Source organism: Burkholderia sp. RF4-BP95, assembly GCF_001521985.1.
GTDB classification, from domain to species: domain Bacteria; phylum Pseudomonadota; class Gammaproteobacteria; order Burkholderiales; family Burkholderiaceae; genus Burkholderia; species Burkholderia diffusa.
Map to the genome: position 1 here is coordinate 182,166 of NZ_LOSX01000092.1, position 14,528 is coordinate 196,693.

The following is a 14,528-nucleotide window of genomic DNA, read 5'->3' on the forward strand; positions in this document are numbered from 1 at the left end:
ACCTCACGATTGAGCGAGCGTGCCGCCGTTGTTCCAGAGCACGCCAGGTGTTGCCGGCAGCGTGGTGGGCAGGCTGTTGAACCAGGCAAGCATCGCCGCCGAGAACTGCGGGCTCGCGCCGTTGCCGAGCACGTTCAGCGCGAACGTCATCTGGTTTGCGAGCGAGTTGATCGCGCTCTGGATCTCGTTCGGCGGGACGTCTTTGCCTTCCGCTTTGACCTGGTAGGGGGTAATGAAAAATGCATCAGACATGGAGCGCCTCCAGCCTTTCCTGTGAGCTTGGATGCAGCGCGCTGCCGGGATGCGGATGACGGCGCAGGAACATGCGCATGCCCACGGCGAGCCCCTGCTCCTTCACGTACTGATCAGCTGCCAACTCCTGCTCGTGCACGCGCGCGAAGACCCATTCCGGACGGAAGATCAACTGCAGCGTCAGCAGCCACCAGAGCCGGCGCAACGGATCGTGACGAATCAGGTGTGCGCGCTCGTGCGCGATCACGGCGTCTTTCTCGATCGCTGACAGCGATCGGAAGAAGATGCCGGTCTGGATGGTTCCCCACGGCGTGCACCGGGCCACGAAGCGCTTCATCGCGGCCCCGCCATCGGAGATGCGAGTTGGTCCGGATGGATCATGCCGGCCGGGCCCTGCGGTCGAGGTTGCCCAGGCTGCGCGCCGGCGCGCGGTGTGCCTGCAACGCCCGGAGCCGCGCCGCCCGGTACGCCCGGCTGTCCTTGCAGCGGTTTCGGCGCCTGTTGCGCCTGGAGCTTCGCCTGCATGGCCTGCTGGTGCTGCTGAATGTGCGCACGGAACAGGCCCGCGGCGTCGCCCGTGAGCTGCGCGGCCTGCAGGTGCGAAGCAATATGCGCGCGGTCGTCATCGGCCTGATGAATCTCGGCCGGCAGGCCGTTGTGCATCATCAGGTTCTCGTCCTGCGGATCGAGGTGAAACAGGTTCCGCTCGTCGATCAGGATGCGCGGCGCCACCTCGGGCCCGAAGATCTGCTCGGTGCCATACTCGAGAATCGGCCCGATGTTCAGGCGTCGGCCGTCGAGCTGCTGCGGCGGGATGCCGCGCAGGACGTTCATCCACGCGATCATCTGCTGCATGCGCTGCAGATTCTGCTGGTACGACGTGCCGCACCAGCGGAAGAAGTAGCGTTCGCCGAAGGCCTGCGGTGGGATCACCTGCAGGTTCGCGCGTGCACCGAGCTCGCCGAGCACCTCGACGGTCAGTTCTTCAGTGCGGAACTGCCGGTCGAGTTCGAACATCCATTCGACCAGCGGATTGAGGATGACCTCCTCGTACCGTTTCGCGTTGTCGATGATGTTCGATTCCTGCTGCTGCGCCATGGCGGCCATCTGCGCCTGGTTTTTCCGACCGGCCGGCATCTTCCCGAGCATGGCGTCGTTGACGTCCATCGACTCGTTGATTTCCTGCTTGATGCCCTGGCAGAGCATCATCGCGTCCTTATAGATCGCCGGGAAGTTCGCGAACTTCGTCTTGCTCGGGTCCGTCAGCCACACTGCGGCGAGCCCCACCACCATCGACTGGTAGTTCGGGTTCGACAGCGGATCGACCATGGTGATCGGCAACAGGCTGTACTGCGCCGAATCCTGCCCCATGTTCCAGTAGTCGTTCAGGTTCCACTGCAGGAACTTGACTGGTTCGATTTTCGAAATCCCGAAGAACGAGCCCGTGATGCGTTCGATCGGCGCCGAGATAATCGGCCGTTTGCCCGACCAGAACGGATTGCGGATGATCCCAAGGATGACATCCTGACCGGCGAAGTACACGAAGCACGGCTCCTTGCCGTTTCCGAGATCCAGGTTCGTGTGAACCTCATAGATCAGCGCGTACTTGAACGTGCCTTCGGTGCGAATGCCGGCGTCGCCGGTGCGCTTCTTCGGCGGCACATATTTCTCGCGCCCGCCGTCCGGCTTCGCGAGGTTGTCGATCAGTTCCTTCGCCTCGACGCCGACGAAGACGCCCTCGTCGACGAACCGTTCCACCGCATCGATCGTCAGGCGCAGCCGGATCGCGGTCGCAGTGGCCTTCTCGATATCGTTGCAGGTCGGCGGATAGACGGCCAGGTCCTCGGTGGCGAATTGAACGATGTCCGGCCCTTCCGTCGTAACGTCTTTCGATTCCTTTTCCCAGTCCCAGTCGTCCTCGTCCGCGGCCAGGTCTTCGACCTCCCCGCCCAGCTCATGGTCTTCGAGAATCGGCGGCTTCTTGATCAGCTCGGTGATCCGGCGCTGCGTGCGTGACCAGTCGACGTAGAGGTTCCATTGCCCCGTCACGTCGCCCGCGATCAAGTCCGCGCGGACGACATCCTTGATCGCGGCCGAGCGGATGTAATGCTCGAGGAGGCTGATCTGCGCGAACGGGATATTTCCGTCCGGGCCGGTCGCGCCGACATGCTTGTGGTTCACGGGGAAGAGTTGTGCCAGCGTGCGCTTCACGCGCGCGTTGACGGCGTTGCGCACGGCCGGGATGTAGCACTGGGAGTTGCCGGAATACTGCTGGTTCTCGTCCGGCTGAGCGTTGTAGATGGACCAGTACTCCTCGCAGCGGTCCATCTGCTCCTGCTTGTTCTGGTAGCACTTCGCGATCTTCGGGTACAGCTTCGCCGCTTCGGTATAGGCGTCGGAATCGGGCTTGTCGGCCCAGTTCTCGATCTCTTCGCCTGTCTTCTCAGCGTCGAGCGCCCGCGCGTCCAGTGTTTCGACCGCGGGCTTGTCGTCCTGCTTTTTCGGCTTCTTCGGGCGAGCCATGGAGGGATCAGCCGATCACCTTGCCGCGGAGCTTGCGCTCGAGCGACGTGCCGGTACTGCGATCACGCGGCGTGCGCTTCGGTCGATCGTCGACGTTCGGCTTCTTCGACGTCTTCTCGGCAAAGAAGTCACCGACCGGACGCGACTCGGAGCGCGTACCCTGAAATTCGCGGCGCTTCTTCACGATCACAGACCCGGCTTCGACATCTTTTCGCGCATCGGACCGCCCGACATGCGTTCGCCGACCTTCTCGGCCTTGCCGTACGCGCCGCCCTGCTGCTTGCCCTTGTAGAAGTCCGACGGGTGCTGCGACGGCGCCTTGGGCGTGATTTTGCGATCGACTGCCATGTTCATCTCCGCGGCAAAGTAGTCAGATAGCTCACACCCTGCGGGTTCACGCCCATGTTCACGCCTTCCGGCAGGACGTCCGCTTGCTGCGAGCAGATCACGTACACGGCCGCTTCGAGCCCCTCGATGAGGGTACGGTGCGGACCAGTCTCGGGGAGCGTATTCCGGTTTCCCGCGCGGTCGACGGGATAGTTGTAGCCCCCGGCCATTGCGTTGAGCGTGTGCTTGGCGCCGTCCTGGTCGACCTGAAACAACCGTCGAGCCTTGGCCTCAGTGCGGATGAGCGAAGAGAGAGCACCGCGCGAGACGTTCGCGTACGAGCCGCGCATCGGGTACATGTTCGCGGCGCGAAGTGCGGCCACGATCGGCATGCGATCTGCCTGGTCGAGCACATCGGCCGGCAGCCATGTCGTCACGCGTGCGCGTGGAAACGCGGCGCGCACGAGCTGCGTGATGTCGGATACCGCTTCCTTGGGAGGTACTGGCGAGATCCAGTCAGCCACGACGACAATTCGCTGACCCTCGATGCAAACCAGAGCCGCGGTTGTCTCCGTGCCGTTCGAATTGAACGCCAGAGCAAGGGGATGCTGCTGACTCGGCTGGTACTCGGACACGATGTTCCACTGCCCGAAGTCCTCGTACACTGGAGAACCCGAGAACACGCGTTGGAAGTACGCGAGCGCGTTGAGGATGTCGCGCTTGCCACTGGGGAAGTTCAGGATCTCGGCGACAAGCTTCGGGTGCTGGCCTTGCCCGCCGACCAGCACGATGTCGCCGGCCTCGAAGAACGGCTGCATGCCCATGATGAACTGCACCTTGTCCCGATCCTGCGGGGCAGTGAGCGGGCGAAGCGCGAGCGTCACGCCGCGGCGGAGCATTTCCGCGCGCATCGGCTGCAGCAGCCATTCGTCGAGTGAGTTCTTCTCGATCGCGACGGCCGCGTCGCCATACCGAGCGGAGGTCTTGAAGGCGTCTTCGATCACCTCGTCCGGCTTCCAGAATTCACCGGACGAGGCATGCACGTAGATCTTAGTGCCGAGCCGACTCACCACGACGCGCCCGGTTCGATCGCTCTTCTTCACGTCCGTCGTTCGTGCGGGGTCGGTGATCACGACCTTCGGCAGCCACGGCGCCGGATCGACCGCGCACTCCCGGATATGCTCACTCTCGAACGGCTTGTCCTGCGAGCCGATCGCCATGAGCATGTACTCCTGCATAAAGCCGCGCAGTTGCCCGGCCCGCTCCATCTCGTCGCGCTTCCGACGGACCCAGTCCATCGGATAGCGCTCGGGCCACAATGCCTGCGTCTCAGGATCGTCGATGTCACCGTTGCAGATCGGATAGCGCCGGCTCGTCCAGTCCTGGTTCTCGCGAAGCCGGGTGATCATGCAGTCCTCGGCCAGCGGCGTGCCGGTGACCCGGATCTTGCCCTTGACCTTGTCCATCGCCGGGATCAGCTCGAGGTAGAGCTTCCTCATCGACGCGTCGACCGCAGCCTTGTCCTTGACCCGCTCCTTGTTCTCGATGTCGTCGAGGTACGCGCGATCGGGACGGATGTCGCGCCACTTGAATCCGCGGAACTCCTCTTCCCAGCCGTGAGCCTCGAGCAGGACGCCGTTCGAAAGCTCCATCTGGTGCTCGTTCCAGACCCGCCCCGATTCCTTCAGCCGGCCGAAAAGGCCCTGCAGCTTCGTATTTCGGGTCGCCTCGAACTTGATCGCCTCGAGACGCTGGCATGCCTTCGTGTACGTCTCGCCGATGATCAGGCAGTACCCGAAGTTGCCGAAGCACGCCTCGATCAGCAGGTGCTCCTCCGACAGCGTCGATTTCGCGCCCTCCCGGAACGCCTCGATCAGCACCCATTCGTCCGCGCATCGCCAGAGGTCCATGACCTCGACGTGGAACGCCGGAGACGCCTGCGGATGCCGATGCGGAAACAGCATCGCGGAACCGAGCGCCCGATCGTCCGAGATCGCCGTTAGCAACGCTCCACTGGTCAGGGCCATGACTTTCCTCCTCGCGGAGGATCATCAATGTTTTTCCCTTGCGCAGATTGGCGAGAGGGTTCGCGAAATTTCGTCACCCCCGTCCGGAGGGCCCCGGGTGGTCCCAGTGTTAGGTTTTCGTAAGACCAAGACGAGAATCGATCTCATTATGATCTGATAACGCCCCGTTTCGACCGATAGCGACCATTATGTCAAATATAGATGCACCGCACCAATCGTTATAAATCAATTACTTATGCCATTCCTCGACCTCGTCGATGCAGTGGTCACGGCAAATGCGACGCAGCATGAAAGCTTTTGAATATGACAGAAAGGAAATCGAATGGATGAAGGCGATGCAGGAAACGAGCATTTTTGAGGCACGCAGGACACCCTTCTCCTCCACCTTTCCTCCCTTTCGTCTCTCCTCGCCTGAGCCTTTCCTCGCGCGTACGTGCGCGCACGCGAGGAGGTTCGTGTTCGGAAACTACGAAGATTGCCGGCGGGGACGGATGTGTTTTAATTCCTGCGCAGGAAGAGCGGTCGCTCTCACGCGATCAACACACAAGACCATGGGCCACGGGGCATAGATGAAAAGGTATAGCGAGCTGTTGCAGGCTAAGGCCGATCAGGAGAAGGCTGACTTCGAGATGCGGCAAGCCGAAATTAATCGCCTGAACAAGCTTATGCGCGAAAGTCGCATGCGGTTTGAAGGGATGATGAGTGCGTACTTTAGGCCGGAGTTCACGAATTTCGTGAAGGAGATCACGGAGCATAAATTTTTCGCCGAGTACTCAGAGGTTCAGGACGCAGGTCTGACGAAGCGAGCCCAGGTGCTGTTTCGACTTCATCATGACGAAGATGAAGTTCCTCTGAATCGTACCGACTGCTGCGTATGGATCGAGCTCGACGCGGCCAATGGAATCGTGAACTGGGACTACCATGGCGATCTGCAGGTCCACGAAGATCACAAACTGCCGACCGGCAAGCTTGGAGACCTTGATGCCGAATGCATCGTCGCTCTTCCCAACCGCCTTACGGAATGTCTTGCGGCCTGCCTAGAAGGCCGCCGCGTCACGACTTATTGACAGGATCAGTGGACAGGCGCGTACGCGATGCCGTCGATGCGCGCCTCGTACATCCATTCGTCGCGATCGGCGAACCCGTGGATTTCCGCGCAGTAGTCGGCCATCTGCTCGAGCGTCGGCGGGATGGATGTCGAGATCGTGGCAAGCAGTGTGCCGTCAGGCGTGAAGATGGCGTACGCGATCATGTTCAACTCCGGACCGATTGAACGGGCGCAACCTCCCACCCGCTTTTTTTGAAGCGTTGCTAGGTCGCGGCGGGTATATCCGGCTTGGTCGACCTGCTGCGCCTTGGTGCGTTCAGCCATTCCGGTCGGTCCTGGCGGTGCGTCTCCGCCATTCAGCCACGTTTATCGAGCTGGCGCGACACCAGTTGTTCGGGCCTGGGCTAATGGGCCCCCGTCGGCCATTTCTTCTGAGTCGCGCTGCCTATTTGCGACGTCTGCTTCGTTGGCGATCTGGCAGACGCGACACACCCACCTCTTCCCTTTGGCTTCACGCAGCATGGCGACGATGTTCAGTCGCCAGAGGCGCTTGCATTGCGGGCAAATGGAGGACTCGAGTCGCATTCCAGAAAAGAATGCCCGGACGAGCCGGGCAAAACACCGTAGTGAAGGAGACGCGACCACGTTAAATCTGTTTCCCGCTCTGAACGATGCCGCACATGATCTGGTGCAGTTCGGTTGCGGTCAGTTCTTCTTGGTCTCCGCGAGCAATCGGCAAGGGCTTGCTGGTCCTTGCATAAAGCAGGATCACGCCACGTCTTATCCCCTTCGACGCGCTCGGCTTCGAATAGGCGATGCTGTTGGCAATGTACGTATAGCCTTCATCCGTCAGCGCCGTGAGGTACTTCGAGATCGTCCCGCGCGGCACCCCGATCTGCAAACCGAGACTCGCTTGAGTAAGCATCCCCTGCTGCTCGAGCAGATTGCAGATGCGATGCCCGACGAGGTCCGGATTGGACAGGTTGCGCAGCGAGATCATGCTTCTACTCCAACCCAGGACAACATCACGCGATCGAGTTCCGTCGGTGCCGGAATCCGGAACGGCATCGAAACACGCTCCGCGTCGCGCCGCCGGCTCTCGGCTATACGCGCGGATTTCGGCGTAAGCGGGATAGCGGCCGGGATTGGCTTCGCGGTGCGGGTGTAGCGCTTGGGGCTGCCCGCGGCGGAAACGAATCCTGCTTCGGCCAATGCATCGAGCTGACGAGCCGTCGCCCGCGGATGAATTCTCCGCACCTCGGCTATCTCATTAATCGTCATCGCACCGCGCCGTTCCAGCAGTTCGCAGATGCGTCGCTGCGCGGATCCTTGCCGCTCGATTTGCTTCATTGGCGCCCTCCTAAAACTGGTACGTTGCCGTTCCTCAGCGGTGTTACGATCTGCGATTGCGACAGCATCAGGAGGACGCGATGAGCACCCACGATTTTTCGGAGTTCCCTTCTGACGAACAGGAAGACGCTCTTCAAGTAATCAACCAGGCCAAGCTCGATCCGCGAGAATTCAAGATCACGGACAACGAGGACTATCCAGCGGGCGGCCGTATCGGCGCCATTCGCAGACAAGTGACGGTGACAAGAATCACGAACGACACCGTGCGGATTTATGAGGCCGGTGATCGGACCACCTGGGTAGCCGACATCGGTTCCGACATCAAGGCCGGTGCATTCAGTGACTGAGATCGTCGTCATGCGTCTTGCTCCGCCACCACCCAGCTAAACGGCAGATACACATACGGGCGGCGACTCTCACTAGGTCCGAACTGCATGCACTCGCGGTTGAAGAACAGCGCGAGCGACCGGCGTTGCGTTTCGCCGTTGCGCGCCTTTAGCAGCGTCAGGAACGCGTCCGGTTCGTCGACGCTCTCGTCGTCCTGATCCTTCTGCGCCGACCATACCGAAAACACGTTGTCCGCGGCGTCGGTGATCTTTCCGCTGCCGCCGACGTCCATCTTTCCGGGGCTGCGCTTTTCGTCCTGACCTTTGCGCGGGTGCGCAACGAGGTGCACGTGCACGTTGTACTGGCGCGCGAAGTTGGCAAGCAACCGCATTGCCTCCTTCTGCGCCGTCATCGCACCGTGGCCGTCTTCCGGGACGTCCGTCATCATCAGGCTGTCGATCACGAAGTGGCGGATCCCGTAGCGCTTGAAGCCGTACGTGAACACCGTCACGAGACGTTCGATTGCCGCGACACCGACAAGATCGAACACCCACATCCGATCGCGCAGCCACGCGCCCATATGGTCGAGGTACTCCGGTGCGGGGCGATCAAGGCCGCCCAGCTGCTTCGCGATCCGCTTGCCCTGCATCTCTGGCCGCATCTCGCCCGAGAAGACGCATGCTCGCTCGCCCTGGCACATCAGGCCGATGAGCACCTGCCCTAGCAGCAGCGACTTGCCGTGCCCGTTGATGCCAGTCCAGACCGTCACCTCGCCCGGGCGGAATTCAAACCACAATTCGTTGCGGCCGCAGAACGAGAGGTACGGGCAATTTGCGTCCTCGTGCACCGGGTAGAACATCGATTTGACGTTCGACCAGAAGCGCTCGATCGACTTGAGCTCGTCCGGATCGAAGCCCGATGCCTGATCGCAGCACCGGCGAAAATCCTCAGCCTTGGCACCAGACAGCAGGTATTCGTTCGCATCCTTCGATTCGCCGAAGAACACGACGCGGCAACGCTCGATACCGAGCCGATTTGCGACCTCCTGAGCTCCCTTCCGACCGGCCTCATCGTTGTCGTAGCAGAGCAGGATCTCGCTGAAGCGCTCGAGGCGCTCCCAGTCGCTGTCGATCCACTGGTGGTTGCCGGCACCTGCGTTCACCGACAGCGCCGGGATCCCGACCTGGTGCAGCGTCATGGCGTCGATCTCGCCCTCAGCGATCGCGACCACGCGCTGGGCCGGGTCGATCAGGTTCCAGCCGAACAGGCACGGCTCAGCACCGGCTTCCTGCCGCATGTCCTTCTTGTCCGCGATGTTCCGGTACTTGGCGTTGATCAGCTCGCCGCCGCGGAGGTACGGGAAGACGATGTGCGTCTTCGGCCCGTTGGTCTGCTCGGCGATCTGGAATGCCTTCACGGTTTCGGGCGAGATGCCGCGGCCGCCGAACCACTCGTCCAGCAAGCTCGTCGGGCGCGTCGCCTTCGGCCGCGCCGGACGCTGATACGTCGGCGCCTGCCGCTTCGGAATGTCGTCGCGGACGCCGAGGAACTGCTTCGCCTCGCGCATCGCGTCGGCCACCGACAGCGACCGGCACGCACACCAGAGATCGAGCAGATCACCAGCCTCGCCGCTCGCAAAATCCTTCCAAATACCCCGCTTGGCGCCGCTGAGGCACACCGACAGGCTCTGCCCCTTCTCGCCAGCCGTGCTGCCGGATTTCCACTCCTTGCCCGACTTGCGAGCGTTCGGCAGGAGGTGTTCGGCGATGGTCTGCGCGTTCTGCGCCATCAGCTCGGCCAGTTCTCGCGCGTTCATGCCCGAGCTCCCTGACGGACGCCGTTGGCCCAGAGGTGCGCCGATCGTTCGCTGCAGCCTGCGTTGGTCGCCTGCCACTGGTACGTGAAGCCGGCGGCCTTCCACCACGGAACCGCCGTGCCGCCGTCGAAGAGATCACCGTCAGCCGGACGAGGCTTCGCGAATTCCTCGAAGTGCCGATCACGACCGAAGAACGTCGACGCCTGCTTGACGTACGGCGTACCGATGTTTCCTGCCGCCTTCATCGCCGCAGCGTAGGCGACCACTGCTGCGACCAGCCCCCCCGGATCGATGCCTTCACGGATCCGAGCGTTCCAAGCCCGCTGAGCTGCCTGCTTCGAATTCGAGCCTTCGCGTTTCGGATACTGCTGCCACGCTTCATCGAATTTCGAATCGCACGAACGAGTAGGTTTACTTCCTGGTTTAACTTCCTGTTTTGTGGTGCTGTCAGCACCTACCCCTCCCTGCTGTGAGCACCTACCCCCGGTGCTGTCAGCACCTACGGTAGGTGCTGTGTGAACATACCCGTCGGTGCTCTCAGCACCTACTCCCCCCATGGATGCACCCACCCTCAGAACGTACTGATTCGGGAGGTTGACGCCGTTTTGCGTCTGGCGGCGGATCTCGATCAAACCCTTCTTCTCGATCTCGGCGATCGCTCGACGCACGGAATCCCGGCTCATACCGCATTCCTTGGCGAGAGTGTCGTGTGACGGGTCGCAACGTCCCGTGTGCGCGTTGCAGCAGTTCGCGAGCATCAACAACACGAGCTTCTGAAGGGCCGGCAAGTCCTGCTCGACGGCCCATGTCATGGCTTGGAAGCTCATCGCATCGACTCCTGGATGGCCAGTTCCATGACGAGTCTCTGGTCGACGCTGCGTGCACGGATCTCGTCGTACATAGCCTGCTTGCAGACGCGCCGCCAGAGCGGCGTTGCGGCCGGCGATTCGAGCAGCTTGCCGATCGCGCAGATACGGAGCTCGCGCTCGTAGTCGGCGCGGGCCTGCCCGGTCACTTCGGTCACGTCCGCCTGCTCGATCGACCAACCGGCGAGATTCGGCACGCTGAATCGTCGCAGGCGCAGCGGCGCCGAAAACACCTGACACGGCGGAGTCGTAACGACCACATCATCTTCAATGGCTTTCATGCTTACCATCCTTGCCAACAATCCATTAAGGATTACTAAACGGCAATAAAAAAGCCCCGTACTTTGGGCGATGGGCTGGTTAGGCCAACGTCTTGCCGAGTGGGCCGGCGCGACTCATCGCCCAAAAAACGGGGCACCCACTTTCTTTATGTCGATGACCAATCGACGCACATAATCTAACCCGGATTCCCGGCCATTTCTGGTCCAGAGGGCCACTGACACCACGAATGAGTGATAGTGGTTCGTCCGAGCCTTACCAGAAGCGCCGCCACTACCAGAAAAGAAGTCGCCTAAGGCCTTGTCGCAGACAGCGATATTGCGCGAACTGTGTCGCCCCAAGCGCCGCACGGCGAGCGGCCCTGGCGAAGTTCACCACCACATGCTCGATCACTTTCTCCATTCCGTAGAGCTCACAGAATGCCGGATACACCTTCATAACCTTGTTCGCGAAGATCACCATGTTCTCGAACAGTCCGAGTTTCTGTTTGCTGACGTTCTCAGCGATCTTCGGCGGCTCGCTGCCCTGAATGATCGGTTCCATTTTTTGATTTTCGCAAGACCACTTACGCAGCCTTGCCGAGGCCAGGATTAGCTCGATAACCGAGCGGATCCGCCAGCCATCGATGCACTTCGGCGTTGCTGTAGCAGGAGTGCGTGCGGCTCATCCGGATCGGTTGGGGCGCCTTGCCGGCGAGCCCCAGTTTCCGCCAGGACTCGCGGCACATCGGAATAAAGGGCGCGATCTGAGCCCATTTGGAGAGGCCGACCCGCGGGAGGATCGGCTCGGTCGGCTTGCCGGAATCGGCCCGCGCTGCTGTCTTATTCATATTCCCTCACTTGGTAACCAGTGAGTGAATATTGGTAGCAATTCAGCCTAGGTAATAGGCGCGAACGTCGCGGAAAGTTGGCGCGGACAATTGGGTAGTCGGTCGAAAACCCGCTTCCGTATTGGGACTCCTTGGCGCGGACAACCAACCCATTAGTGCGTTTCGGCGTTGAACCAACTCGATCCAATCACTTTCCGCGAGGCCCCGTTGGTAACCCATCAGCTCGCAGAATTTGTGCCATCACTTCAGCTACGCGAGAAGATGTGCCTTGCCCGACGAACCAGGCAATGACATCATCCGATTTTGGAGCAGTGGACCGGTCATTGGGATCGTAACTGCTCCACCACTGGACCGCCCCTTTGACTAACAGCTTAAGCAACATAGTTTCGTGACCACCACAAAACTCGCGCAGCGTCTTTACAGTTTTATTTGGGACGGATTGGTCTTGGGGTACGGGCCGCTTCAGCAGATTTTTTTCGATTGCCCATTCCATCCACGATGGAGGCTTCAGCTTTGCGACGGCCCAGTCCACAAAGTACTGTGGGGTTGCTCGCGATGGATGATCGCCGCTATCCCAAAGAGACTCATACAACGCCAATCGCTTCTCGTATGTGTAGCCCTCATCTGGGTCGTGCTCGAGCCCATCGAGCGTTTCAAGATACGAAATGAAGCGCACTCTGTCGTCCATCGAGCGATATTCGTAATCAAACTTCGTGCTTGGGCTCAGATCAGACATCAGCATCAGGCCCTGACTACGGGTCCATGTATCGTGCAAGAACCAAAGCTGCAACAGCGTCGGAACTCCTCTCCGTTCGTTAAGATCGGCCTCGATCCTCGACAATGATGCCGCTAGGTCTTTTGGTGCGTCCTTGAGAACCACTCGCTCTGCGGGTGAAAACCAAAACGAAGGTAGTGTGCGTCGCTGTTTCGTAAGATACTGAAGGAAATCGGTTTTCCGGATGCACAGATGTCGACAGGCTTCATCGAGTTGCATCGTGCTCACTGACTTGGGGGATCCATACTCAAGGTACTCGGTGATTGCAGTCATGAAATCTCGACGGAAAATCACCTCGGCACCGCTAATCCAATAGCAGCGTTCGTAGTCACTATGTTCTGCAAGGAATTGGTTCTCGTCGCTCTCCGTATCCAATATGGCTGCATCTACTATTGGTTCGGTGACGACGAGCAGCCCGTTCGCTATCGCATGAAGCAATTCGAACTGACGATCTCCCGGCTCCTCTTTCGCCCATTCCCTCGCCAGCTTGGCAATGCTGTGAGACTTTCTCAAATGCTCCACGGCGCTCCCTCATGCCCCCTTAAAGAAAGCCGCGCCAGCAGGGTAAGGGAGCCCTGCGTTCGCCCCGTCGAGCTAGGCGCGGTTGAACCGATTATGCCGTACCGAATTGGCGCGGCATGTTGCGACGCAACTTACTGTTGAGCAAGCCAGTAGTCCGGATCCTCCAGCTCTGGGATCGGGTTCCAGCTTTCGAAGCACGGCCCGCATCCCTCGAACGCATACATGTGGAAAAGCAGGGACAGAGATTCCTCAAACCCGGTCCGCTCGTCGCCGTCCAGACTCGTCACGGCCTCGCTCATCTTCGCAGCAGTCTGACGAGGATAGTTGTGCTCCGGATCTGCCCGCCACTCGCGCATCTTTGACACGAAAGTCTCTACGCCGGCCCGGTACGCCGGAGACAAATAGCGCTTAGTCATGATCGCCCTCCCCGCTTGCTTGCTCGGCCCTACGCCGCCGACTCTTCGGCTTTTCGAGTTCTGCCAGCGCGGTCACCTTGTCACGGAACTCCTGGAAGCCTTTGTCCTCGAGAGCCACGAAATACAGATTCCTGAGCTTTTTTCCTTCAGGCGTTTGCGCGAAGAGCGCCTCGCGAAGTTCTCGAGCCTTCGTGCGAATATAGGAATCGCGATGGTCTCGGCCGACCGCATGCATGCGCAGGCACCAGTTGTCGCAGTCTTCGAACTCTCGTCGCGGACCTTTGGCACCCTTGGGACGTGCTCGCTGTAAGGCGAAGCTAATGCCGTTTTCGTCCCAAAAAATCGATCGATATCCTCGTCGCCATTCGGTTCCTGCAGGAATGACACCTTCAGCTTCCAGATGCGCGCGGGTGCCAACGTAACATGCATAGGCAAGAGTTCTGTCCATGACGATGGACAACTCGCCGGCGGACGGAACAACTGCGTTGGGATTGATTTTCTCAGTCATGACGCACCTCGTTGTCGGCGACCTGGATGGCACCAACGGCAGAATCGAGCAACCCTTTGGCTATCCCCACCGATGTGAGTACGGCATACAACGCGCTTGATTTTTCAGTGCTATTGGCCGCGGTTTCGCTCAGCACGTCGAGCGCAACCGTCAGATGGCACGACGATGCTTCCAAGGCATCTAACAACGGTAGACCGCCGGTGATCGACAAGAGGCTGGTCATCACGCTGACGTTCGGAAGCGTCTCGGGCAGCGTCTTCAGCGCGCGAATGTCAGTCATGGCGCACCTCCGCAGACTCGTTCACGCGCTTGGCCAGTTGCATGCCTTCCAGCATCCGGTCCGCAACTTCAGTCAGGTACTGACCGACGATTTCCGCAGCGTTCAGCAGGCCAAGGTGAGCCGCATGTCCGAGCGGTTCGGCGTTCGACATTCCCGGTTCGCAGCTGCTGTTATGAACCAATCGAGCGATTGTCGTGATCGCATCAGACGCGCGGTACACGTCGGCGATGAGGTTCGCCGGAACCATGGCGAATTCGCTGTCGTCGCCGGTGACCCAATGGTCACTCATCATCGCGCCGCGAAACGTCGGATCGGTGTAGTCGAGTCGGGAAGTGGAAACTGCGGGCGCGTTTGAACCAGGCATTTCGGCCTCCTATGGATGT

The 14,528-nt window shown here is 60.4% G+C and carries 20 protein-coding genes and 1 pseudogene; 2 read left to right on the forward strand and 19 right to left on the reverse strand.

Annotation, left to right across the window (positions count from 1 at the left end):
• Positions 1–3 precede the first annotated feature (3 nt).
• The 6 genes from WS46_RS32125 to WS46_RS32145 are packed head-to-tail and all read right to left on the reverse strand — an operon-like array spanning position 4 to position 5,129.
• Positions 4–252, reverse strand: a complete 249-nt coding sequence (locus WS46_RS32125; RefSeq protein WP_059693427.1) for a hypothetical protein — start codon at positions 250–252, stop codon at positions 4–6.
• Positions 245–589 (reverse strand): M48 family metalloprotease, encoded by a 345-nt coding sequence (locus WS46_RS32130; RefSeq protein ID WP_059693429.1) that lies wholly within the window; start codon positions 587–589, stop codon positions 245–247. The genes WS46_RS32125 and WS46_RS32130 overlap by 8 nt, the downstream gene beginning before the upstream one ends.
• Positions 586–2,775: a hypothetical protein gene (locus WS46_RS32135; RefSeq protein ID WP_059693431.1), complete on the reverse strand. Its 2,190-nt coding sequence runs from the start codon at positions 2,773–2,775 to the stop codon at positions 586–588. Before WS46_RS32135 ends, WS46_RS32130 begins: the two co-directional genes overlap by 4 nt.
• A gap of 7 nt (positions 2,776–2,782) precedes the next feature.
• The gene (locus WS46_RS32140) at positions 2,783–2,965 is read right to left on the reverse strand and encodes a hypothetical protein (protein WP_059693433.1); all 183 of its coding nucleotides are present in this window, start codon (positions 2,963–2,965) and stop codon (positions 2,783–2,785) included.
• Positions 2,962–3,123 carry a hypothetical protein gene (locus tag WS46_RS35815; protein ID WP_156443215.1) on the reverse strand — a complete coding sequence of 54 codons (162 nt, stop codon included), beginning with the start codon at positions 3,121–3,123 and terminating at the stop codon, positions 2,962–2,964. Before WS46_RS35815 ends, WS46_RS32140 begins: the two co-directional genes overlap by 4 nt.
• A gap of 2 nt (positions 3,124–3,125) precedes the next feature.
• Positions 3,126–5,129, reverse strand: coding sequence for a hypothetical protein (locus WS46_RS32145; protein ID WP_156443216.1), 2,004 nt, complete (start codon positions 5,127–5,129; stop codon positions 3,126–3,128).
• A gap of 569 nt (positions 5,130–5,698) precedes the next feature.
• Between WS46_RS32145 and WS46_RS32150 the strand changes: the two genes are divergently transcribed.
• Positions 5,699–6,196: a hypothetical protein gene (locus tag WS46_RS32150; protein WP_059693437.1), complete on the forward strand. Its 498-nt coding sequence runs from the start codon at positions 5,699–5,701 to the stop codon at positions 6,194–6,196.
• A 5-nt stretch (positions 6,197–6,201) separates the two neighbouring features.
• On the opposite strand, the gene WS46_RS35820 is transcribed toward WS46_RS32150, so the two are convergent.
• The 3 genes from WS46_RS35820 to WS46_RS35825 form a co-directional block, all read right to left on the reverse strand.
• Positions 6,202–6,501, reverse strand: a complete 300-nt coding sequence (locus WS46_RS35820) for a hypothetical protein (protein ID WP_156443217.1) — start codon at positions 6,499–6,501, stop codon at positions 6,202–6,204.
• Positions 6,502–6,823: 322 nt separating this feature from the next.
• Positions 6,824–7,177 carry a hypothetical protein gene (locus WS46_RS32160; protein ID WP_059693441.1) on the reverse strand — a complete coding sequence of 118 codons (354 nt, stop codon included), beginning with the start codon at positions 7,175–7,177 and terminating at the stop codon, positions 6,824–6,826.
• Positions 7,174–7,527 carry a MarR family transcriptional regulator gene (locus WS46_RS35825; protein WP_156443218.1) on the reverse strand — a complete coding sequence of 118 codons (354 nt, stop codon included), beginning with the start codon at positions 7,525–7,527 and terminating at the stop codon, positions 7,174–7,176. Before WS46_RS35825 ends, WS46_RS32160 begins: the two co-directional genes overlap by 4 nt.
• A gap of 80 nt (positions 7,528–7,607) precedes the next feature.
• Here WS46_RS35825 and WS46_RS32165 point away from each other — a divergent pair, with 80 nt between their 5' ends.
• Positions 7,608–7,874 carry a hypothetical protein gene (locus WS46_RS32165; RefSeq protein ID WP_156443219.1) on the forward strand — a complete coding sequence of 89 codons (267 nt, stop codon included), beginning with the start codon at positions 7,608–7,610 and terminating at the stop codon, positions 7,872–7,874.
• Positions 7,875–7,882: 8 nt separating this feature from the next.
• Here the strand turns inward: WS46_RS32165 and WS46_RS32170 are convergent, their stop codons facing one another.
• The 10 genes and pseudogenes from WS46_RS32170 to WS46_RS32215 all read right to left on the reverse strand — a co-directional run bounded on the left by WS46_RS32170 (position 7,883) and on the right by WS46_RS32215 (position 14,509).
• Positions 7,883–9,778, reverse strand: coding sequence for a toprim domain-containing protein (locus WS46_RS32170; RefSeq protein WP_257130101.1), 1,896 nt, complete (start codon positions 9,776–9,778; stop codon positions 7,883–7,885).
• Positions 9,667–10,497 carry a helix-turn-helix domain-containing protein gene (locus tag WS46_RS32175; protein WP_059693447.1) on the reverse strand — a complete coding sequence of 277 codons (831 nt, stop codon included), beginning with the start codon at positions 10,495–10,497 and terminating at the stop codon, positions 9,667–9,669. The genes WS46_RS32170 and WS46_RS32175 overlap by 112 nt, the downstream gene beginning before the upstream one ends.
• The gene (locus tag WS46_RS32180) at positions 10,494–10,817 is read right to left on the reverse strand and encodes a hypothetical protein (protein WP_156443220.1); all 324 of its coding nucleotides are present in this window, start codon (positions 10,815–10,817) and stop codon (positions 10,494–10,496) included. The genes WS46_RS32175 and WS46_RS32180 overlap by 4 nt, the downstream gene beginning before the upstream one ends.
• A gap of 349 nt (positions 10,818–11,166) precedes the next feature.
• Positions 11,167–11,271 (reverse strand): annotated as a pseudogene (locus WS46_RS36685) (hypothetical protein); the annotation flags it as partial.
• 109 nt (positions 11,272–11,380) lie between these two features.
• The gene (locus tag WS46_RS36690; RefSeq protein ID WP_059693453.1) at positions 11,381–11,644 is read right to left on the reverse strand and encodes a hypothetical protein; all 264 of its coding nucleotides are present in this window, start codon (positions 11,642–11,644) and stop codon (positions 11,381–11,383) included.
• Between the two features lie 187 nt (positions 11,645–11,831).
• Entirely contained in the window at positions 11,832–12,941 is a 1,110-nt protein-coding gene (locus WS46_RS32195) for a hypothetical protein (protein ID WP_059693455.1), read from the reverse strand.
• Positions 12,942–13,072: 131 nt separating this feature from the next.
• A complete protein-coding gene (locus WS46_RS32200) occupies positions 13,073–13,357 on the reverse strand; it encodes a hypothetical protein (protein WP_156443221.1) in 285 nt (94 codons plus the stop codon).
• Positions 13,350–13,865, reverse strand: a complete 516-nt coding sequence (locus tag WS46_RS35830; RefSeq protein WP_156443222.1) for a hypothetical protein — start codon at positions 13,863–13,865, stop codon at positions 13,350–13,352. Before WS46_RS35830 ends, WS46_RS32200 begins: the two co-directional genes overlap by 8 nt.
• Entirely contained in the window at positions 13,858–14,145 is a 288-nt protein-coding gene (locus WS46_RS32210) for a hypothetical protein (RefSeq protein WP_059693461.1), read from the reverse strand. Before WS46_RS32210 ends, WS46_RS35830 begins: the two co-directional genes overlap by 8 nt.
• Positions 14,138–14,509 carry a hypothetical protein gene (locus tag WS46_RS32215; protein ID WP_156443223.1) on the reverse strand — a complete coding sequence of 124 codons (372 nt, stop codon included), beginning with the start codon at positions 14,507–14,509 and terminating at the stop codon, positions 14,138–14,140. Before WS46_RS32215 ends, WS46_RS32210 begins: the two co-directional genes overlap by 8 nt.
• Positions 14,510–14,528 lie beyond the last annotated feature (19 nt).

Excerpts from the sequence above, each read along its gene's own strand:
- WS46_RS32135 (WP_059693431.1), bottom strand. The coding sequence starts at position 2,775 with ATGGCTCGCCCGAAGAAGCCGAAAAAGCAGGACGACAAGCCCGCGGTC.
- WS46_RS32215 (WP_156443223.1), bottom strand. The coding sequence starts at position 14,509 with ATGCCTGGTTCAAACGCGCCCGCAGTTTCCACTTCCCGACTCGACTAC.
- WS46_RS35830 (WP_156443222.1), bottom strand. The coding sequence starts at position 13,865 with ATGACTGAGAAAATCAATCCCAACGCAGTTGTTCCGTCCGCCGGCGAG.
- WS46_RS35820 (WP_156443217.1), bottom strand. The coding sequence starts at position 6,501 with ATGGCTGAACGCACCAAGGCGCAGCAGGTCGACCAAGCCGGATATACC.
- WS46_RS32150 (WP_059693437.1), top strand. The coding sequence starts at position 5,699 with ATGAAAAGGTATAGCGAGCTGTTGCAGGCTAAGGCCGATCAGGAGAAG.
- WS46_RS35815 (WP_156443215.1), bottom strand. The coding sequence starts at position 3,123 with ATGGCAGTCGATCGCAAAATCACGCCCAAGGCGCCGTCGCAGCACCCG.
- WS46_RS32210 (WP_059693461.1), bottom strand. The coding sequence starts at position 14,145 with ATGACTGACATTCGCGCGCTGAAGACGCTGCCCGAGACGCTTCCGAAC.
- WS46_RS36690 (WP_059693453.1), bottom strand. The coding sequence starts at position 11,644 with ATGAATAAGACAGCAGCGCGGGCCGATTCCGGCAAGCCGACCGAGCCG.
- WS46_RS32130 (WP_059693429.1), bottom strand. The coding sequence starts at position 589 with ATGAAGCGCTTCGTGGCCCGGTGCACGCCGTGGGGAACCATCCAGACC.
- WS46_RS32125 (WP_059693427.1), bottom strand. The coding sequence starts at position 252 with ATGTCTGATGCATTTTTCATTACCCCCTACCAGGTCAAAGCGGAAGGC.
- WS46_RS32200 (WP_156443221.1), bottom strand. The coding sequence starts at position 13,357 with ATGACTAAGCGCTATTTGTCTCCGGCGTACCGGGCCGGCGTAGAGACT.
- WS46_RS32165 (WP_156443219.1), top strand. The coding sequence starts at position 7,608 with ATGAGCACCCACGATTTTTCGGAGTTCCCTTCTGACGAACAGGAAGAC.
- WS46_RS32180 (WP_156443220.1), bottom strand. The coding sequence starts at position 10,817 with ATGAAAGCCATTGAAGATGATGTGGTCGTTACGACTCCGCCGTGTCAG.
- WS46_RS35825 (WP_156443218.1), bottom strand. The coding sequence starts at position 7,527 with ATGAAGCAAATCGAGCGGCAAGGATCCGCGCAGCGACGCATCTGCGAA.
- WS46_RS32145 (WP_156443216.1), bottom strand. The coding sequence starts at position 5,129 with ATGGCCCTGACCAGTGGAGCGTTGCTAACGGCGATCTCGGACGATCGG.
- WS46_RS32160 (WP_059693441.1), bottom strand. The coding sequence starts at position 7,177 with ATGATCTCGCTGCGCAACCTGTCCAATCCGGACCTCGTCGGGCATCGC.
- WS46_RS32175 (WP_059693447.1), bottom strand. The coding sequence starts at position 10,497 with ATGAGCTTCCAAGCCATGACATGGGCCGTCGAGCAGGACTTGCCGGCC.